Source organism: Streptomyces sp. NPDC008121, from assembly GCF_042957155.1.
Taxonomy (GTDB): domain Bacteria; phylum Actinomycetota; class Actinomycetes; order Streptomycetales; family Streptomycetaceae; genus Streptomyces.
The window spans coordinates 257,086-275,657 of sequence record NZ_JBIBHT010000004.1; the positions used below are offsets into that span (position 1 = coordinate 257,086).

At 70.5% G+C, this 18,572-nt stretch carries 18 protein-coding genes and 1 tRNA gene; 11 read left to right on the top strand and 8 right to left on the bottom strand.

What is annotated here, in order from left to right:
- Positions 1 to 66 precede the first annotated feature (66 nt).
- Positions 67 to 1,347 carry an MFS transporter gene (locus ACFZBD_RS15500; RefSeq protein WP_391140016.1) on the top strand — a complete coding sequence of 427 codons (1,281 nt, stop codon included), beginning with the start codon at positions 67 to 69 and terminating at the stop codon, positions 1,345 to 1,347.
- A 207-nt stretch (positions 1,348 to 1,554) separates the two neighbouring features.
- Positions 1,555 to 1,932: a DUF6344 domain-containing protein gene (locus ACFZBD_RS15505; protein WP_391140017.1), complete on the top strand. Its 378-nt coding sequence runs from the start codon at positions 1,555 to 1,557 to the stop codon at positions 1,930 to 1,932.
- Positions 1,933 to 2,043: 111 nt separating this feature from the next.
- Here ACFZBD_RS15505 and ACFZBD_RS15510 read toward each other — a convergent pair whose 3' ends face one another.
- Positions 2,044 to 2,805 carry a DUF5324 family protein gene (locus tag ACFZBD_RS15510; protein WP_391140018.1) on the bottom strand — a complete coding sequence of 254 codons (762 nt, stop codon included), beginning with the start codon at positions 2,803 to 2,805 and terminating at the stop codon, positions 2,044 to 2,046.
- A 156-nt stretch (positions 2,806 to 2,961) separates the two neighbouring features.
- On the opposite strand from ACFZBD_RS15510, the gene ACFZBD_RS15515 reads away from it, so the two are divergent.
- On the top strand, positions 2,962 to 3,495 hold the full coding sequence (locus tag ACFZBD_RS15515; protein ID WP_391140019.1) for a peptidylprolyl isomerase: 534 nt from the start codon (positions 2,962 to 2,964) through the stop codon (positions 3,493 to 3,495).
- A 253-nt stretch (positions 3,496 to 3,748) separates the two neighbouring features.
- Positions 3,749 to 4,615: a rhomboid family intramembrane serine protease gene (locus ACFZBD_RS15520; RefSeq protein WP_391140020.1), complete on the top strand. Its 867-nt coding sequence runs from the start codon at positions 3,749 to 3,751 to the stop codon at positions 4,613 to 4,615.
- Between the two features lie 285 nt (positions 4,616 to 4,900).
- Here the strand turns inward: ACFZBD_RS15520 and crgA are convergent, their stop codons facing one another.
- Complete coding sequence (gene crgA / locus ACFZBD_RS15525; protein ID WP_356887205.1) at positions 4,901 to 5,155, bottom strand: cell division protein CrgA; 255 nt, start codon at positions 5,153 to 5,155, stop codon at positions 4,901 to 4,903.
- A 140-nt stretch (positions 5,156 to 5,295) separates the two neighbouring features.
- Between crgA and ACFZBD_RS15530 the strand changes: the two genes are divergently transcribed.
- The 6 genes from ACFZBD_RS15530 (at position 5,296) to ACFZBD_RS15555 (ending at position 9,691) form a co-directional block, all read left to right on the top strand.
- Positions 5,296 to 6,063 carry a DUF881 domain-containing protein gene (locus tag ACFZBD_RS15530; RefSeq protein ID WP_391140021.1) on the top strand — a complete coding sequence of 256 codons (768 nt, stop codon included), beginning with the start codon at positions 5,296 to 5,298 and terminating at the stop codon, positions 6,061 to 6,063.
- A 37-nt stretch (positions 6,064 to 6,100) separates the two neighbouring features.
- A complete protein-coding gene (locus tag ACFZBD_RS15535) occupies positions 6,101 to 6,790 on the top strand; it encodes a class E sortase (RefSeq protein WP_391140451.1) in 690 nt (229 codons plus the stop codon).
- A gap of 117 nt (positions 6,791 to 6,907) precedes the next feature.
- Entirely contained in the window at positions 6,908 to 7,078 is a 171-nt protein-coding gene (locus ACFZBD_RS15540) for a hypothetical protein (RefSeq protein WP_391140472.1), read from the top strand.
- Positions 7,075 to 7,713, top strand: a complete 639-nt coding sequence (locus ACFZBD_RS15545) for an aminodeoxychorismate/anthranilate synthase component II (RefSeq protein ID WP_391140022.1) — start codon at positions 7,075 to 7,077, stop codon at positions 7,711 to 7,713. Before ACFZBD_RS15540 ends, ACFZBD_RS15545 begins: the two co-directional genes overlap by 4 nt.
- Complete coding sequence (locus ACFZBD_RS15550; RefSeq protein WP_391140023.1) at positions 7,710 to 8,984, top strand: class E sortase; 1,275 nt, start codon at positions 7,710 to 7,712, stop codon at positions 8,982 to 8,984. Before ACFZBD_RS15545 ends, ACFZBD_RS15550 begins: the two co-directional genes overlap by 4 nt.
- Positions 8,985 to 9,013: 29 nt before the next feature.
- Complete coding sequence (locus tag ACFZBD_RS15555) at positions 9,014 to 9,691, top strand: class E sortase (RefSeq protein ID WP_391140024.1); 678 nt, start codon at positions 9,014 to 9,016, stop codon at positions 9,689 to 9,691.
- 112 nt (positions 9,692 to 9,803) lie between these two features.
- Here the strand turns inward: ACFZBD_RS15555 and pknB are convergent, their stop codons facing one another.
- From pknB to ACFZBD_RS15585, 6 genes are all read right to left on the bottom strand, one after another.
- On the bottom strand, positions 9,804 to 11,768 hold the full coding sequence (gene pknB, locus ACFZBD_RS15560) for a Stk1 family PASTA domain-containing Ser/Thr kinase (RefSeq protein ID WP_391140025.1): 1,965 nt from the start codon (positions 11,766 to 11,768) through the stop codon (positions 9,804 to 9,806).
- 153 nt (positions 11,769 to 11,921) lie between these two features.
- Positions 11,922 to 13,388, bottom strand: coding sequence for a penicillin-binding transpeptidase domain-containing protein (locus tag ACFZBD_RS15565; protein ID WP_391140026.1), 1,467 nt, complete (start codon positions 13,386 to 13,388; stop codon positions 11,922 to 11,924).
- On the bottom strand, positions 13,385 to 14,815 hold the full coding sequence (locus ACFZBD_RS15570) for an FtsW/RodA/SpoVE family cell cycle protein (protein WP_391140027.1): 1,431 nt from the start codon (positions 14,813 to 14,815) through the stop codon (positions 13,385 to 13,387). Before ACFZBD_RS15570 ends, ACFZBD_RS15565 begins: the two co-directional genes overlap by 4 nt.
- A gap of 27 nt (positions 14,816 to 14,842) precedes the next feature.
- Positions 14,843 to 16,324, bottom strand: a complete 1,482-nt coding sequence (locus tag ACFZBD_RS15575) for a Stp1/IreP family PP2C-type Ser/Thr phosphatase (protein WP_391140028.1) — start codon at positions 16,322 to 16,324, stop codon at positions 14,843 to 14,845.
- 173 nt (positions 16,325 to 16,497) lie between these two features.
- Positions 16,498 to 17,019, bottom strand: coding sequence for an FHA domain-containing protein (locus ACFZBD_RS15580; RefSeq protein WP_391140029.1), 522 nt, complete (start codon positions 17,017 to 17,019; stop codon positions 16,498 to 16,500).
- A gap of 10 nt (positions 17,020 to 17,029) precedes the next feature.
- Positions 17,030 to 17,866 carry an FhaA domain-containing protein gene (locus tag ACFZBD_RS15585; protein ID WP_391140030.1) on the bottom strand — a complete coding sequence of 279 codons (837 nt, stop codon included), beginning with the start codon at positions 17,864 to 17,866 and terminating at the stop codon, positions 17,030 to 17,032.
- A gap of 476 nt (positions 17,867 to 18,342) precedes the next feature.
- On the opposite strand from ACFZBD_RS15585, the gene ACFZBD_RS15590 reads away from it, so the two are divergent.
- Positions 18,343 to 18,429 (top strand) — tRNA-Leu (locus ACFZBD_RS15590).
- The last annotated feature ends 143 nt before the right edge of the window (positions 18,430 to 18,572 follow it).

Genomic DNA, 18,572 nt, shown 5'->3' on the forward strand with positions numbered 1-18,572 from the left:
TGGCCCGCTTTCCCCAGGGCGCAATGGACCAGAACGGCTGGGCCACCCGCCCCTAGCGTCGTGTCCATGGCACACGCTTCCCCTCCCGCTCCCCGGGGCCCGCACAGACCCGCGCGGGCGCCCCGCGCCCTCCTCGTCGCGCAGCTTTGCCACTCGATCGGCGACGGCGCCTTCTACGTCTCCTCGGCGCTCTACTTCACCCGGATCGTGGGACTCTCCACCTCCCAGATCGGCCTCGGGCTCACCCTCGCCTGGGCGGTCGGTTCGGTCGCCGGCGCGCCGCTCGGGCACCTCGCCGACCGGCGCGGGTCGCGGGGTACGGCGGTTCTCCTGGCGCTGACGACCGCCGCGGCCGTCGCCTCGTTCCTCGTCGTCCGCGCCTTCGTGCCGTTCCTGGTCGCCGCCGTCGTCTACGCCACCGCCCAGAGCGGCCTCGCCGCCGCCCGCCAGGCGCTGCTCGCCGGGCTGGTCGAGCCCGCGGCCCGTACGGAGGCGCTGGCCAGGCTCCAGTCGACCGTCAACGCCGGACTCGCCGTCGGCGCCGGCGTCGGCGGCCTCGCCCTGCACGCCGGCACCCGCCCCGCCTACCTCGCGGTGTTCGCCCTGGACGCGCTGTCCTTCCTGGCCTGCGCGCTCCTCCTGCGCGGCCTGCCCCGCGTGCTCCCCGCGCCCGCCCGCACGAACGCCGCCGGCGGGGAGCCGTCTCCGCGGGTGCTGCGCGACCGCCCGTACGCGCTGCTGACCCTCCTCAACGCGCTGCTGCTCCTGCGCCTGCCGCTGCTGAGCCTGGCCCTGCCGCTGTGGATCGTGGAGCGGACCTCCGCACCGGGCTGGACGGTCTCGGCGCTCTTCGTCCTCAACACGGCGGCCGTGATGCTCTTTCAGGTCCGTACGGCAAGGAAGGTCACCGATCTTCCCGGCGCCACGCGCGCGGTGGCTCGCTCCGGGGTCGTCATGTGCGCCGCCTGCGGCGTCTTCGCGACGACGGCCGCCGGGCTCGGCCCGTGGACGGCGGTCGCCGTCCTCGTCCTGGCCGCCGTCCTCCAGGTCGCCGCGGAGATGCGCCACTCGGCCGGGTCCTGGCAGATCGGCTTCGCCCTCGCCCCGGCCGACCGGATCGGGCAGTACCAGGGCTTCTACGGCTCCGGCGTCCCGGTCGCCCGGACGCTCGGGCCGCTGCTCGTCACGACGCTGCTGATCACCTGGGGCGTGCCCGGCTGGCTGGTGTTCGGCGCGGTCTTCCTGGCCGCGGGGGCTGCCACGGGGCCCGCGGTGCGGTGGGCCGAGCGGTCCCGGGCGCGGGCGGGCGAACGGCGGTCACCGGCGGAGGCGGGCGCCGCGCTCTGAGCCGTACGGGTGGTGTTCATCGGAAGAACTGCGCGGTGTCGGCGTCGCTCCGTGGATTCCGGCAGTGCGTACACATCATGAGGAAGGTATGTAAAGCGCGCAACCTGAAATGCGCCACCCGAGAACGCCGTCCCAGCACGTCATTGAACAACCCGCCCGGGCACGCGACCCGAGCGTCATCCGCGAACGTCACGAAAGCGAGGGGCCATGGCCACCGCCAAGGTCAAGCAGTTCTGGACCGCCTTCATCTCCGTACTCTTCGCCCTGCTCGCCTCCGTCGGCCTGGCGAGCACCGCCACCGCCGCGCAGGCCCCCTCCGTGCAGCAGCCGGAGGAGCCGGCCGCGCCCGGCACCGCCACCGACCCCGGCGCGCGGGCCCTCGCGTCCGTACCGGCGCAGCGCACGCATCGGTGGAGCCCGGTGCGGGACCGCTCCCTGCCGCCCACGATCAAGCAGCGTATCGGCGCGGAAGCGCACGGCTCCTCGCCCTCGGTACGTCAGCGGCGCACCGGCACCCCGGCCGAGAACGACCCGGCCGCGCAGCAGTCGGAGCTGTCGGGCCTGGCCCTTGCCTCGGCCGCGTAGGGCGCGGGGAGACGGTTCGCTCCCCACGCCCTACGTCCGTGCCGGTTCGTGTGTCCGTCGTCGTGGGACCGCCGGTCCCGGGTCTTCCCCGGAACCCGTAAGGCTCCCGGGTCAGGGACGCTCGTCGCGGTCCGTGGTCTCGTCCTCGGCCGTTCCGGCCTCCGCCGCGGCGTCCGCCGCGTCGGCCGCCGCCTGCTTGGCCGCCAGCTCGTCGTCGAGAGTCTTGCCGCCGTCGACGGACGACAGCACCGACTCCTCGTCGAGTTCGGTAGGCGCGGGCGGTTCGACCAGCCAGTCCGGGTTGGCCTGCTTGTCCCACCACCTCCAGGCGGCGTAGGCGCCGCCGGCCAGAACACCCAGAACCGCGAGCCCCTTGGCGAGGCGTCCTGCCTTCGCCCGACGCTCGTGCTTCCTCACGATCTTCTGAATCTCCTTCGGCGTCACCTGACCGCGGAGCGCGGCCCAGGCGGCGATGGAGCGCGTGCCGGCCTCGTCGAGGACAGGACCGGTCACGGCGACCGCGTGCTCGACACGCGGAACGGTGTAATCGGCCGCCTGACGGGCGGCCTTGCGGGTCCGCACCGCGGCACGATGCGCGGCGGCGTCGACCCGCGGCGGCACGTGCGGTGCCACCCGGGAGTCGTACTGCACACGCGCTTGCTTACGGGCCTGACGCGCGGCCTTCTCCACCTTCGGCGCGAGCCGGAGGCGTGCCTCGTGCGCGTAGAGCGCGGCGTGGTCCTTGGCTGTGCCCGCGTACACCACGGCCTGGTCCTTGGCCGTGGTCGCATAGGGCGCCACCACTTCCGCGGCGTGCAGCACGCTGTCCTTGGCCGAATCGGTCGCGGTGCGCACGCTGTCCATCCGGGTCACGGGATCCTCCTACTCGGCGGCGGTCTTTTTCGCCTTTCCACCCTTTTCGAAATCATGCCTGCCGGATCCAGGTCCGGCATGCCCGAGCGGGCATCCGGGGCATGCGAGGATCGGACCGCCAGGGGAGACCCAGAGGAGAACGACGGAAGGCGGACCGTGGCCGAGCAGCTTTACGCCACTCTGAAGACCAACAGGGGCGACATCCAGATTCGGCTGCTGCCGAACCACGCCCCGAAGACGGTCCGGAACTTCGTGGAACTCGCGCAGGGCGAGCGCGAGTGGACCCACCCGGCCACCGGCCAGGTCTCCACGGACCGGCTCTACGACGGCACGGTCTTCCACCGGGTCATCAAGGGATTCATGATCCAGGGCGGCGACCCGCTGGGGAACGGCACCGGCGGCCCCGGCTACGAATTCGCCGACGAGTTCCACCCCGAGCTGTTCTTCGACCGTCCCTATCTCCTGGCCATGGCCAACGCCGGGCCGGGCACCAACGGCTCGCAGTTCTTCCTCACGGTCGGCGCCACGAGCTGGCTCAACCGCAAGCACACCATCTTCGGCGAGGTGAGCGGCGAGGCGAGCAAGAAGGTCGTCGACGCGATCGCCACCACGGAGACCAACCCGCGCACCGAGCGCCCGGTCGAAGACGTGGTCATCGAGTCCGTGGTGATCGAGAAGCGCCAGAGCTGACCCGCCGGCCGCCCGGAGCCGCGCCGTCCGGAGACCGCCCCCCGCGCCGCGCGGAGCCGGGCCGCACGCGCCGGAGCCGCGGCCGCCCGGAGCCGTGCCCCGGGCCGCGGCCGCCGGAGCGCCGCCCGGAACCCCCGGCCCCCGGGAACCTTTTCGCCCCGCCCGTCCGTCAGGAGGGCGGGGCGGTGCCGTGCGTCGCCGCCGTCGCACGTGGTCCGCACGCCCCAGCCGCCCTGTCCTCGGGAGGGACCCCATGGAGCCGGAGTCCGGCCCGCCGCGCTGTTACCGTCACCCGGACGTCGAGACGGGCATCCGCTGCACCCGCTGCGAGAAGCCGATCTGCCCCCAGTGCATGGTCTCCGCGTCGGTCGGCTTCCAGTGCCCCGACTGCGTGCGCAACGGCTCCGGCACGGGCCACGCGCCCGACGCCAACCAGCCGCGCACCCTGGCCGGCGGGCGGGTGGCCTCCGACGGGCGTCTGGTCACGAAGATCCTCATCGCGATCAACCTCGCCCTCTTCATCGCCGTCCAGGTGGCGGGCGACCGTCTCGTGGACGAGCTGTCGCTGATCGGGTACGCGTACAACCCGGCGCTCGGCGAGGTGGTGGGGGTCGCCGACGGCGAGTGGTACCGGCTGGTGACGTCCACGTTCCTGCACCAGGAGATCCCGCACTTCGTCTTCAACATGCTGGGTCTGTGGATCATCGGCGGGATCGTCGAACCGGAGCTGGGGCGGATCCGCTACGCCGTGCTGTGCCTGCTCTCCGGCCTCTCCGGCTCCGCGCTGGCCTTCCTCGTCGCCGCCTCGAACCAGCCGTCACTGGGCGCCTCGGGCGTCGTCTTCGGCCTGATCGGCTCGTGGGTGGTGCTGGCCCGGCGCAGGCGGTACGACATGCGGCCGGTGATCCTCTTCACGGCGCTGTCGCTGCTGCTCACCTTCACCCGCCCGGGCATCTCCTGGGAGGCGCACATCGGCGGCCTGGTCGGCGGCGCCCTGGTGACCTACGGCCTGGTGCACGCGCCCCGGACCCGCCGGGCCCTGGTGCAGTACGCCGCCTGTGGAGTGGTGCTCGCCATCGATCTGGGGCTGGTCCTGGCCCGCTCAGTGGCGCTCACCTGAGCGGTGACGGCTGTGGATGAGCCGCGCGGGCGAGCTTTCCCCAGAGTTATCCACAGGCGGTGGCCTTCGATGTGTGTTTCCTGGGGAACAACTGTGCCCCTCGTCTCTGAGCTGCGGCTTTCTTCTCAGAGCGAGGGGCCTGCCACCCTCCGTAAAGGAGGGGGCGCAGTCACACCGGCGTCAACCTACCGATGGGTTATCCACAGATCTTCGTAAGTTATCCAGTGCTGTGCACAACGCTGTGGATAACCTCAGGGCAAGGCTTGACGGCCGACCCGGGAAGGGCTACTTCCACTGGGTGGAGACGCCGAACCCGGCCGCGATGAAGCCGAAGCCCACGACGATGTTCCAGTTGTTGAGGGACTTCACCGGCAGCGTGCCGTCGGTGACATAGAAGACGACGATCCACACCAGCCCGATCAGGAACAGCGCCAGCATCACCGGTGCCACCCAGCTTCGGTTGGTCAGCTTGATGTTGGTGGCCTGCTTGGCGGGCGGAGGCGTGAAGTCGGCCTTCTTGCGGATACGTGACTTCGGCACGAGGGACTCTCCTGTCGATGCGCTGCGTGACCGCGCAGGGAACTGTGGCTGGCGCCGGGATGTGACGTAGGAGGACCACTGCGTCCCCCGGGCGTCCGTTAGCGTAGTGCTTCCGTGGCGCCGAAGGGGATCAGGGTACGTTGAGCAATTCCGCCGACTCTCCCACCGGGCCGGGCCGATCATCCCAGTGGCGGCCCGTCCGGGTCCTCACCGCTGCCGTTTTCGCCCTCGCCGGTCTGATCTTCGTCACCAGTTTCAACACCGCCAAGGGCACCAACATCCGCACGGACGCCTCCCTGCTGAGGCTCTCCGACCTGATCGAGGAACGCAGCCACAAGAACGCCGGCCTCGACGAGTCGACCGCCGCCGTGCGCCGCCAGGTCGACGCCCTCGCCGCCCGCGACGACGGCTCCACCAAGGCCGAGGACGCCAGGCTGCGCGCCCTCGAGGCGGCCGCCGGGACCACCGAGACCTCCGGCCCCGGACTGACCGTCACCCTCAATGATGCCCCGCCGAACGCCCAGGCGGCCCCCGGCTACCCCGATCCCCAGGCCAACGACCTCGTCATCCACCAGCAGGACCTCCAGGCCGTCGTCAACGCCCTGTGGAAGGGCGGCGCCAAGGGGATCAAGGTCATGGACCAGCGCCTCATCTCGACCAGCGCCGTCCGCTGCGTCGGCAACACCCTGATCCTCCAGGGTCGGGTCTACTCCCCGCCGTACAAGATCACCGCTGTGGGTGACCGGGACGCCCTGAACAAGGCGCTCACCGACTCCCCGGCCATCCAGAACTACCAGCTCTACGTGAAGGCCTACGGCCTCGGCTGGAAAGTGGACGAGCACCGGGCGATGACTCTCCCCGGCTACTCCGGCACAGTGGACCTCCACTACGCGAAGCCGGTGAGCTGACCGACCACGAGCCGACCGCAGGGAGGGCCGGGTGGGGCTGTCCGTACGACTGGTCGTGAGAACCCTCAGCGAGCTGTGCGTCACCGCCGGGACGGTGATCCTGCTCTTCGTCGTCCACGTGCTGTTCTGGACCGGCGTCAAGGCCCACGGCGACACGGCCGACCAGGTCGAGCTCCTCCAGCGCGCCTGGGTGGACCAGCCCCTCCCGGCCGCCCCCGACACCGGCCCGGGCACCCCGGCACCGCCCGCCCCCCGGCCCTACACCGCCGGCCAGGGCCTCGCCGTCATGTACATCCCCCGCTTCGGCGAGGAGTGGGAGTGGCCCGTCCTTGAGGGCACCGCCACCGCCACCCTGAAGAAGGGCCTCGGCCACTACGCCTCCACCGCCCGCCTCGGCGAGACCGGAAACTTCGCCGTGGCCGGCCACCGCCGCACCTACGGAGATCCGTTCAAGGACTTCCCCCGGCTGCGTCCGGGTGACCCGGTCGTCCTCACCGACGGCACGACCTGGTTCACGTACCGCGTCGCCCGCGCACCCCACCGGACCGTGCCGACCGACACCCGCGTGATCGACCCGGTGCCCCGCGCGTCCGGCTTCGACGGCCCCGGCCGCTATCTCACCCTCACCACCTGCGAGCCGGAGTGGGGCAGCAGCCACCGCCTGATCGTCTGGGCGCACCTGGACGCCACCCAGCCCGTGACGCGGGGCAGGCCGCCCGTGCTGTGACGCACGCCGGACCGGCCCGGCCCCCGACGCAGCCGGACGAGCCACCCGCTTTGCACGGCTGACCCCTCGCGGGGGCCATCGCCCCGTACTCTGGTCTCCTGACGGACGGAAGGGGCAGTGGACGGCATGTACGGCTGGATCTGGCGGCATCTGCCGGGCAACGCGTGGGTGCGGGGGATCCTCTCCCTCGTGCTGGCCCTCGCGGTCGTCTACGCCCTCTTCCAGTATGTGTTCCCCTGGGCGGAGCCTCTGCTTCCGTTCAACGATGTGACGGTGGACGGCCAGTGAGCGCGCGGATTCTCGTCGTCGACAACTACGACAGCTTCGTCTTCAACCTCGTCCAGTACCTCTACCAGCTCGGCGCCGAGTGCGAAGTGGTGCGCAACGACGAGGTCGCCCTGGGCCACGCCCAGGACGGCTTCGACGGCGTCCTGCTCTCCCCCGGCCCCGGCGCGCCCGAACAGGCCGGGGTCTGCGTCGACATGGTCCGCCACTGCGCCCGGACCGGGGTGCCCGTCTTCGGCGTCTGCCTGGGCATGCAGTCGATGGCCGTGGCGTACGGCGGCGTCGTCGACCGCGCCCCGGAGCTGCTGCACGGCAAGACCTCCCTCGTCCACCACGCGGGCGGCGGCGTCTTCACCGGCCTGCCCTCGCCGTTCACCGCGACCCGGTACCACTCGCTCGCCGCCGAGCCCGCCCGCCTGCCGGCCGAGCTGGAGGTCACCGCCCGGACCGACGACGGCATCATCATGGGCCTGCGCCACCGCGAACGGGACGTCGAGGGCGTGCAGTTCCACCCCGAGTCGGTGCTCACCGAGCATGGCCACCTGATGCTCGCCAACTGGCTGGAGCGGTGCGGCGACAAGGGGGCGGTCGGCCGGTCGGCGGGGCTCGCGCCGGTGGTGGGCAAGGCCGTCGCGTGACGACGGGGTCGCCGTGGTTCCGGGTGACGAACCCGCAGGAGCCGGAACACGGGCCCGAACCCGTCCCCGTACCCCCGCAGCAGTACGCACCGGGGCCCGGCGCGCCGGGGCGTCCCCCGTACGACCCGCTGAGTGATCCGCTGGGCGACCCGATATCCGCGCCCCGGTACGACGAGACGGCTCACCAGGCCTCCTACGGGACGACGGCGTACGCCCCCGCCCAGGAGCCTCAGCCGCCCCACGCGCCCCAGGAGACCCCCTTCCAGGGCCCGTACGAGGCCACTCCGTACGAGGCTCCCCGGAGCGCGCCGCAGCAGCCGTACGAAACGCCCTACGAGGCGTCCTACGAGACCCCGGCCGCACCGGCGTACGAGACCTACGGCGAGACGATGGCCCTGCCGTCCGTCGACGCCGATCAGGAACCCGCCCCGGCGGAGCCCCCGCCCGCCCCCGACCCGGGCCCCGGGCGCGCCGAGCGCCGGCGCGCCGCCAAGGGCAAGGGCAAGGGGAGACGCGGGGCGGCCCCCGCTCCGGCCGCCGCCACCGCGCCCACCGCCCCCCTCTCGCGCGTCGAGGCCCGACGGGCGGCCCGCGCCCGCAAGGAGAGCGTCGGCGTCGTCGCCAGCCGCGTGGTCGGCGAGCTCTTCATCACCTTCGGCGTCGTCATGCTGCTCTTCGTCACCTACCAGCTGTGGTGGACGAACGTCCGCGCCGGGCAGCAGACCGACCGGGCCAAGGAACAGATCGAGGACGCCTGGACGAAGGGCCGCGCCCCGGAGGCCTTCGAACCCGGCCAGGGCTTCGCCATCATGTACATCCCCAAGCTGGACGTGGTCGTCCCCATCGCCGAGGGCATCGACAAGCCCAAGGTCCTGGACCGGGGCATGGTCGGCCACTACGCCGAGGGCAGCCTGAAGACGGCGATGCCCTCCGCCAAGCAGGGCAACTTCGCCGTCGCCGGGCACCGCAACACCCACGGCGAGCCGTTCCGCTACATCAACCAGCTGAACCCGGGCGACCCGATCGTCGTCGAGACCCAGGACGCGTACTACACGTACGAGATGGCGAGCATCCTGCCGCAGACCTCGCCGTCGAACGTCGCCGTCATCGATCCCGTGCCCCAGGGATCGGGCTTCACCGGCCCCGGCCGGTACATCACGCTGACCACCTGCACCCCCGAATTCACCAGTACGTACCGCATGATCGTGTGGGGCAAGATGGTCGAGGAACGCCCGCGCAGCAAGGGGAAACCGGACGCGCTCGTAGGCTGAGACCCCATTCCTCCAGACGGGACGACGTAGTGGCAGCACGTGCGCGCAGCAGGATCGCCGGAATCATCAGCCTCTTCGGTGAACTCCTCATCACCGCCGGTCTGGTGCTCGGTCTCTTCGTCGTCTACTCGCTGTGGTGGACCAACGTCCTCGCCGACCGCGCCGCCGACCAGGACGGCGAGCAGGTCCGCGACCGCTGGGCCGGCGGCCCCGGCGCCCTCGACACCAAGGACGGCATCGGCTTCCTGCACGTACCGGCCATGGGCGACGGCGAGATACTGGTCAAGCAGGGCACCGACAGCGCCACCCTGAACAACGGCGTCGCCGGCTACTACACCGACCCGGTCAAGTCCGCCCTCCCGCAGGACAAGCAGGGCAACTTCTCGCTCGCCGCGCACCGCGACGGGCACGGCGCGAAGTTCCACGACATCCACAAGTTGAGGAACGGCGACTCGATCGTCTTCGAGTCCCAGGACACCTGGTTCGTCTACAAGGTCTACAAGACCCTGCCGGAGACGACGAAGTACAACGTGGACGTCATCCAGCCGGTCCCCGAGGAGTCGGGGAAGAAGAAACCGGGCCGCTACATCACGCTGACGACGTGCACCCCGATGTACACCTCGGACTACCGCTACATCGTCTGGGGCGAACTGGAGCGCACGGAGAAGGTGGACCGGGACCGCACCCCGCCGGCGGAACTGCGCTGACACCGGCCCGGCGACGACACACGAAGGCCCCGGCATCCTCCTCGGATGCCGGGGCCTCTCGCGTGCTCCCGGCCGGCGCGTGGCGCGCCGGCCGGACCTTCTGCAACACCCGCTAGTCGAAGAAGCCGTTGCCGTCGTTGCCGCCCGTCGTGAAGACGGTGATCGTCTGACCCGCGGTGACCTGGCTGCCCTCCGGCGGGTTGGTGCCGAGGACCACCGCGTTGTCCTTGTCGGAGCCCTGCGGCGCCACGACCAGACCCAGCGCCTCCAGCTGCTGCTTCACTTCCTGGTACTTCTTGCCCGCCAGACCGCCAGGGATCGTGGCCGGCTGCGGCTGCTGCGGGCCCTTGGAGACCTTCAGCGTGATCTGGACGTCCTTGGCCTGGTCCGTGTTCGCCTGCGGGGTCTGCTCGATGACCGTGCCCGCGGGCTGGTCCGAGTCCACGTCCTGGCGGGCGATGTTGGTGAACCCGAGGGTGGTGAGCTGCTGGACGGCGGCGTCGTACGACTTCGTCGTGACGTCGGGCAGCGGCGTCTGCTTCTTCTTCGCCACCGTGATCGTCACTTCGGTGTTCTGCTCCGCCTTCGATCCACCGGTCGGGTTCTGGCTCAGGACCCGGCCCGGCTCCTCGTCGGACTCCTCCTTCACGACCTTCACCTGGAAGCCCTTGGCGCGCAGCTGTTCCTCCGCGCTCTCCTGGGACTTCTCGGTGACGTCCGGCACCTCGATCTGCGGGGCGCCCTCGGAGACCACGACCGAGATCGTCTCGTTGACGGCCATCTTCGCCGTGCCGTCGGCCGCCGGGGTCTGCCGGCAGATCGTCCCCTTCGGCTGGTCGCAGCGCTCGGAACCGGACTGCGCCACCTTCACCTGGGCGTTGGTCGCGAGGACCTCCGCCTCCTGCAGCGTCTTGCCGACGAACTGGGGCACGGCCACCTGGTCCGTGCCCTCCTTGCCGTCGAACACGGAAGCGCCGATGAGGATCGCGCCGACCAGGACCAGGATGCCGGCGAGGATCAGCAGGATCGTCGAGGTGCTCGACTTCTTCTGCCGGCCGCGCCGGGCCGGGCGGTCGTCGTAGCCGTAGCCGCCGTTGTCCGGGTTCACCGGAGGCAGCATGGACGTCTGCCCCGCGTCGGTCTGCCGCAGCGCCGCCGTCGGCTGGTCGTCCGGCGGATAGCCGCCGTAACCCCCGCCGTACGCCGCCCCGCCGAGACCCGCGGCCGCGGCGACCGGCTGACCGTCGAGGCAGGCCTCGATGTCGGCACGCATCTCGTCGGCGGACTGGTAGCGGTAGTCCGGGTCCTTGACCAGCGCCTTCAGGACGATGGCGTCCATCGAGGGCGTGATCTCGGGGTCGAAGTTGCTCGGCGGCTGCGGCTCCTCGCGTACGTGCTGGTACGCGACCGCGACCGGGGAGTCGCCCACGAACGGCGGCCGGACGGTCAGCAGCTCGTACAGCAGGCAGCCGGTGGAGTACAGGTCGGAGCGGGCGTCGACCTGCTCGCCCTTGGCCTGCTCCGGGGAGAGGTACTGGGCGGTGCCGATGACCGCGGCGGTCTGCGTCATGGTCATGCCGGCGTCGCCCATGGCGCGCGCGATGCCGAAGTCCATGACCTTGACCTGGCCGGTGCGCGTCAGCATGACGTTCGCCGGCTTGATGTCACGGTGCACGATGCCGGCGCGGTGCGAGTACTCCAGCGCCTGGAGGATGCCGACGGTCATCTCGAGGGTGCGCTCGGGCAGCAGCTTGCGCCCCGAGTGCAGCAGCTCACGCAGGGTCGAACCGTCGACGTACTCCATCACGATGTACGGGATGGAGACACCGTCGACGTAGTCCTCGCCGGTGTCGTACACCGCGACGATCGCCGGGTGGTTGAGCGAGGCGGCGGACTGGGCCTCACGGCGGAACCGGGCCTGGAAGGACGGGTCACGGGCGAGGTCGGCCCGCAGCGTCTTCACGGCGACGGTGCGGCCGAGCCGGGTGTCGTGGGCGAGGTAGACCTCGGCCATGCCACCACGGCCGAGCACCGAGCCCAGCTCGTACCGGCCGCCGAGGCGACGCGGCTCTTCCATAGCTAATCCAGCCCTCTCCGTCTGTCCCGACCGCACCCGTGTGTGGTCCGGCGGTGTGCTGTTCGCGCATACGCTACCGGCCGCGGGGAAGGCGTTCGCCCGCGACCGGCACCTGATACCTGACCGGTATCCGGCCGGAACCCGGCCCCGTGGTCAGCTTCCGGTCTTCAGTACCGCCTTCATCACGGCCTTGGCGATCGGGGCGGCGAGCCCGCCACCGCTGATGTCCTCGCGGGAGGTGCCCTCGGAGTCCTCGACGATGACGGCGACGGCCACGGGGGAGCCCTGGTCGGTCTTGGCGTAGGAGATGAACCAGGCGTAGGGCCGCTTGGCGTTCTTCTCGCCGTGCTGGGCCGTGCCCGTCTTGCCGCCGACCTTGACGCCGTCCATGTTCAGGTCGGCATTGCTGCCGGTGCCGTTCTCGACGACGTTCTCCATCATCGTCTGGATCAGCTGGGCGTTCTCCGGCGAGACCGGGCGGCTCATCTCCTCCGGGTCGTTCTGCTTGAGCACGTCGAGGTTGGGCGCCACCAGCTTGTCGATCATGTACGGCTTCATGAGCTTGCCGTCGTTGGCGATCGCGGCGGTGACCATCGCCATCTGGAGCGGGGTCGTCGCGGTGTTGAACTGGCCGATGGAGGAGAGCGCGTTGCCGCCGCGGTCCATCTGCTTGTCGTAGACGGAGGCGGCCGAGCGGACGGGGGTGAACTGCTCGGCGTTGAAGCCGAACTTCTCCGCCGTCTCGACCATCTTGTCGCGGCCGACCTGGTCACCGAGCTTGGCGAAGACCGAGTTGCAGGAGACTTCCAGCGCGCGGTTCAGGCTGGCGTTCTCGCAGCCGTTCGCGTGGTTCTTCATGTTGGTCGAGGACAGCGGGATCCTGTACGGCTCCGGGGTGTCCGTCGGCGCGTTGATGTCCTTGACCGCGCCGTTCTCCAGCGCCGCGGCCGCCGTGACGACCTTGAAGACGGAGCCCGGGGGGTAGATCTCGCGCAGCGCGCGGTTCAGCTTCGGCTTGTTCTTGTTCTTCTCGAGCGCGACCCAGGCCTTCTCGTCCTTGCCGGAGTAGCCGGCGAACGTCGAGGGGTCGTACGAGGGGGTGGACGCCATCGCCAGGATCTTGCCGGTCTTGGGCTCTATGGCGACGACGGCGCCGGTCTTCTTGCCGAGCCCCTCGAAGGCGGCCTTCTGGGCGGCGCCGCTCAGCGTCGTGACGACGTTGCCGCCCTTCTTCTTGTCGCCGGTGAACATCGACAGCGTGCGGTCGAAGAAGAGCCGGTCGTCGTTGCCGGTGAGGATGCCGTCCTCGATCTTCTCGATCTGGTTGGCGTCGTAGGCCTGCGAGGCGTACCCCGTCACCGGCGCCCACATCGGGCCGTCGGTGTAGGTCCGCTTGAACCGGTAGTACGGGTCCTTGGAGTCGACCGAGCCCGTGATCGGCTTGCCGTCCACGATGATGTTGCCGCGCTCGTTGGCGTACCGCTCGATCTGCACCCGCTTGTTGCGCGGGTGCGTGTTGAGTTCGTCGGCGCGGACGTACTGGATCCAGTTGTCCCGGATCAGCAGGGCGAGGACCAGCAGGCCGCAGAAGATCGCGACCCGGCGCAGGGGCTTGTTCACGGACGGACCACCTGGGTCATCTCGGCGTCGGGGGACGGGGCGGGGGCGGGCGCCGGGCGGCGCGCGGTGTCGCTGATCCGGATCAGGATCCCGATCAGGGCCCAGTTGGCGATCACGGAGGAACCGCCGTACGCGAGGAACGGCATGGTCATACCGGTCAGCGGGATGAGGCCCATCACACCGCCGGCGACGACGAAGATCTGCAGGGCGAACGCGCCCGACAGGCCCATGGCGAGCAGCTTGCCGAACGGGTCGCGGGCCGCGAGGGAGGTGCGGACACCACGCTCGATGATCAGGCCGTAGAGGAGGAGGAAGGCCATGACGCCGGTCAGTCCGAGCTCCTCGCCGACGGTGGCGAAGATGAAGTCGGAGTTCGCGGCGAAGCCGATCAGGTCGGAGTTGCCCTGGCCGAGGCCGGTGCCGAGGATGCCGCCGGAGCCGAAGGACATCAGCACCTGGGACATCTGGTCACAGGCGGCGGCCATGTTGGAGCCTTCGGGAGCCGTCTCCAGACAGCCGAAGGGGTCGCTCCAGGCGGCCACGCGGGACTGGACGTGCCCGGCGAACGAGGCGACACCGACGGCTCCCGCGACCGACATCAGCAGGCCCATGACGATCCAGCTGGTCCGCTCCGTCGCCACGTACAGCATGATCACGAACATGCCGAAGAACAGCAGCGACGTACCGAGGTCGTTCTCGAAGATCAGGATCAGGAGGCTGACGGCCCAGATCGTGAGGATCGGGCCCAGGTCGCGGCCACGGGGCAGGTAGAGCCCCATGAAGCGGCGGCTCGCCAGCGCCAGCGCGTCGCGTTTCACCATCAGATAGCCGGAGAAGAACACCGCTAGGACGATCTTGGCGAACTCGCCGGGCTGGATCGAGAAACCGCCGACGTTGATCCAGATCTTCGCGCCGAAGACGTCCGCGCCGAGACCCGGCACCAGCGGCAGCAGCAGCAGGATGAGCGCCGCGACCATCGAGATGTACGTGTACCGCTGCAGGACCCGGTGGTCCTTCAGGATCAGCAGCACGCCCACGAACATCGCGATGCCGATGGCCGAGTACATCATCTGGTTGGGGGCGTCCGGGGTGAAGGTCTTGTACCGGGAGATGATCCGCGGCGACTGGTCCAGCCGCCAGATCAGCACCAGGCCGAGGCCGTTGAGCAGCGTGGCCAACGGCAGCAGCAGCGGGTCGGCGTACGGGGCGAACTTCCGCACCACGAGATGCGCGACGCTCGCGAGCAGACCGAGACCGAGGCCGTAACCGAGCATGCCGGAGGGCACCTCGCCGTCGATCGCCAGACCGACGTTGAGGTACGCGAACACCGGGATGACGACGGCGAACGCGAGCAGCGCCAGCTCGGTGTTACGGCGGCTCGGTGCCTCGATCGCGCCGATCGTGGTCGTGTTGGTGACAACGCTCATGGTGGTGAAAGGCCCCCCTACGGGTGCTTACTGCTTGCCGCAGTTCGAGGCCAGCTTCTGCTCGTCCTCCGAGAGGGTGGGGCCCGGGGAGGGAGCGGCTGTGGTGGGCTTGGTGTCGGGCGCGGCGGCGCCGTCCGCGGGCGGCTTGCTCGCCTGGTCCGCGGCCTTGTCCGCGGCCTGGCGGCGCTGCTCCGCCTTCTTGCAGGCGGTGGCCTGGAGGGACAGCTCCTGGATCTTCGTCTGCGCCTTGCCGAGGCTGCCCCCGGCGATCGTCTCCTCGACCTGCTTCCGCTGGTACGGCGGCAGGTACTTGAGTTCGATCTCGGGGTGGTCCTTCTCGACCTCCGAGAGCGAGACCCAGGCCAGATCCTGGCTGATGCCCTGGTACAGGGCGACGTGCTCGTCCTTGGAGCCGACGTAGTACTGCGTCTGCGTCCAGCGCCAGCCGCCGTACGCGCCGCCGCCGATCACGGCGAGCGCCAGGACCAGGAGGAAGCTCCGCTTCAGCCACTTGCGGCCGGTGCGCGGCTTGTCGAAGTCCTCGTCGCTGTAGGCCCCGAAGGAGCCCTGCGGCGGCATCCCGCCGTAGCCGTGGTCGTCACCGCTGCCGGGCGGGCCGAAGCCGCCCGCGGGCGGCTGCTGGTGCCCGCCGGCCCGGCCGAGCCCGGAGGCACGACCGGCGGGGGTCTGCATCGCCCCGCCGTCGTTCAGCTGGGCCTGGTTCTCCGCGACCGCGCCGACGATCACGGGGGTGTCGCTGAGCTGCCCGGCGAGGGTGTCGCCGCCGTCGACGTCGAGGACGTCGGCGACGATCACCGTGATGTTGTCGGGGCCGCCGCCGCGCAGCGCGAGCTGGATCAGCTCCTGCACGGTCTCCTGCGGGCCCTGGTAGCTGGCGAGGGTGTCCTCCATCGTCTGGTGGGACACGACCCCGGACAGCCCGTCGGAGCAGATCAGATAGCGGTCGCCGGCCCGGACCTCACGGATCGACAGATCCGGTTCGACGTGGTCGCCGCTGCCCAGCGCGCGCATCAGCAGGGAGCGCTGCGGGTGGGTGGTGGCCTCTTCCTCGGTGATCCGGCCCTCGTCGACGAGGCGCTGCACCCAGGTGTGGTCCTGGGTGATCTGCGTCAGCACCCCGTCGCGCAGCAGGTACGCGCGGGAGTCGCCGACGTGCACCAGGCCGAGGCGCTGGCCCGTCCACAGCAGGGCGGTGAGCGTGGTGCCCATGCCCTCCAGCTGGGGGTCCTCCTCGACCATCATCCGCAGCTGGTCGTTGGCCCGCTGCACGGCCGCGCCGAGCGAGGTGAGGATGTCCGAGCTGGGGACGTCGTCGTCGAGGGTGACGAGGGTGGAGATCACCTCGGAGGAGGCGACCTCACCGGCGGCCTGGCCGCCCATGCCGTCGGCGATCGCGAGGAGCCGGGGCCCGGCGTAACCGGAGTCCTCGTTGCCCTCGCGGATCATGCCCTTGTGCGACCCGGCGGCGAAGCGCAGTGACAGACTCATGCGCACCTGCCCTGTCGACGCCGCCTCGGGGTACAGCCGGTCTCGAGCCACACTGCCCACCCTCCGGTCGGGAGCCCGTGCCGGTACCCGGCCCGGACCTGCCGGTCCGCGCCGTCCGTCGTGGGGACCGCCTCGGCCCGCTCGCTCCGCTCGCACTCATACATGACGTAGCACTACTTCCGCAGCTCGATGACGGTCTTGCCGATGCGGATCGGCGCGCCCAGCGGAATCGGTGTGGCGGTGGTGAGTCGGGTCCGGTCGAGATACGTGCCGTTGGTGGACCCGAGGTCCTCGACGATCCACTGGCCGTCCCGGTCCGGGTAGATCCTGGCATGCCGGCTGGAGGCGTAGTCGTCGTCCAGCACGATCGTGGAGTCGTGGGCCCGGCCCAGCGTGATGGTCTGCCCCTGGAGGGCGACCGTCGTGCCGGTGAGGGTGCCCTCGGAGACGACCAGCTTCGTCGGGGCGCCACGGCGCTGGCGGCCGCCGCCCCCGCTCTGCTGGCCGCGCTGCTGGGGCGGCGCGGCCCCTTGGCGCGCGTTCTGCTGCGGCCGGGCGTCCTGGCGCCGCGAACCGCGCTGCGTGACACGTGTGCCGAACAGATCGCTGCGGATGACCTGGACGGCCACGATGACGAACAGCCACAGAACGGCCAGGAAACCCAACCGCATGACCGTCAGGGTCAGCTCTGACATTGCCCCCGCTTCACCCTTCGGCTTGCCGGTAAACGATGGTGGTGCTGCCCACGACGATCCGCGAGCCGTCGCGGAGCGTAGCGCGGGTGGTGTGCTGCCCGTCCACCACGATGCCGTTGGTGGACCCGAGATCCTGGATCGTCGAGGGCGTTCCGGTCCGGATCTCGCAGTGCCGGCGGGAGACGCCGGGATCGTCGATCCTCACGTCCGCGTCGGTGCTGCGGCCAAGGACCAGGGTCGGGCGGGAGATCTGGTGGCGGGTGCCGTTGATCTCGATCCAGCGGCGCGCGGGGGCGCCGGAGGAAGGCATGGGGCCGGGCGCACCGGCGGCGGGACGGCCTGCGGGCGCGGGGCGCTGCGGGCCGCCCGGCGGCGGGGCCGCGGGCATCGGAGGGGCACCGGCGGGAGGGTAGCCGTACCCGGGGGCACGGCCCTGCGCCGCGCCGCCGGCCGGCGGCTGCGACTGTGACGAACTCGATGCCAGGGTGCGGCTGCGCACCCGGTACAGACCGGTGTCGAGGTCGTCCGCCTTCTCCAGATGGACCTTGATCGGGCCCATGAAGGTGTAGCGCTGCTGCTTGGCGTAGTCCCGGACCAGGCCGGACAGCTCGTCGCCGAGCTGGCCCGAGTAGGGGCTGAGACGCTCGTAGTCGGGCGTGCTCAGCTCCACGATGAAGTCGTTGGGGACGACCGTCCGCTCGCGGTTCCAGATCGTCGCGTTGTTGTCGCACTCACGCTGGAGAGCGCCCGCGATCTCGACGGGCTGGACCTCGGACTTGAACACCTTGGCGAAGGTGCCGTTGACCAGGCCTTCGAGTCGCTGCTCGAAACGCTTCATGACTCCCATGGGGCACCTCCTCCGTCGTTGTCGTCCTGGTACTGCTTACTGATCGTATCCACGCGTCGGGAAATCGGCTGGTTCCCCTTCTCTGCCCTGTGGACGAGTGTCACCTCTCACACGGATCGTAGAGGCGGCCTGTGGACAGTGTCCCGCACCCGGCGGGTGTACAGGGAGAGCGGGGCGAAGCGGCGGGGCCGCCGAGGGGCGGTCCGTCCCGTTCCTCCCCTTCGCGGCGTCTCTCGACTCCTCGGGGCTTATCGGTCCGGTCCTCGGTTCGCCGCCGCCTCGATCGCCGTCCTTTCGTCGCTCACCCCGGCCTCCTCCCGCTTCCCCGCGGCCTTCTCTCGCCTCCCTGTCTGTCCCTGTTCGCTGGACGGGCGGCCGAAACAACGGATGTGAATCCACGGTCTGCGCCGTGCTAATCTTCAGATGTCGCCAGGCGCTCGCACCGACAAGGTGCGGGACCGGGAGACACACCCAATGCGCGGGTGGCGGAATAGGCAGACGCGCTGGATTCAGGTTCCAGTGCCCGAAAGGGCGTGGGGGTTCAACTCCCCCCTCGCGCACCAGACGGAAGCCCCGTAGGTCAACGACCTACGGGGCTTCCGCGTTTGTGCGGTGCGTTATATACGTCACACACGGCATGCGGGCGCGGGGTTGGCCGCGGTGCCGGGCACCAACCGGGCGGGCGCGGTCCGGGCGCGGGCTGGCG

Excerpts from the sequence above, each read along its gene's own strand:
- ACFZBD_RS15585 (WP_391140030.1), bottom strand. The coding sequence starts at position 17,866 with ATGGGAGTCATGAAGCGTTTCGAGCAGCGACTCGAAGGCCTGGTCAAC.
- ACFZBD_RS15570 (WP_391140027.1), bottom strand. The coding sequence starts at position 14,815 with ATGAGCGTTGTCACCAACACGACCACGATCGGCGCGATCGAGGCACCG.
- ACFZBD_RS15505 (WP_391140017.1), top strand. The coding sequence starts at position 1,555 with ATGGCCACCGCCAAGGTCAAGCAGTTCTGGACCGCCTTCATCTCCGTA.
- ACFZBD_RS15580 (WP_391140029.1), bottom strand. The coding sequence starts at position 17,019 with ATGTCAGAGCTGACCCTGACGGTCATGCGGTTGGGTTTCCTGGCCGTT.
- ACFZBD_RS15575 (WP_391140028.1), bottom strand. The coding sequence starts at position 16,324 with ATGAGTCTGTCACTGCGCTTCGCCGCCGGGTCGCACAAGGGCATGATC.
- pknB (WP_391140025.1), bottom strand. The coding sequence starts at position 11,768 with ATGGAAGAGCCGCGTCGCCTCGGCGGCCGGTACGAGCTGGGCTCGGTG.
- ACFZBD_RS15500 (WP_391140016.1), top strand. The coding sequence starts at position 67 with ATGGCACACGCTTCCCCTCCCGCTCCCCGGGGCCCGCACAGACCCGCG.
- ACFZBD_RS15520 (WP_391140020.1), top strand. The coding sequence starts at position 3,749 with ATGGAGCCGGAGTCCGGCCCGCCGCGCTGTTACCGTCACCCGGACGTC.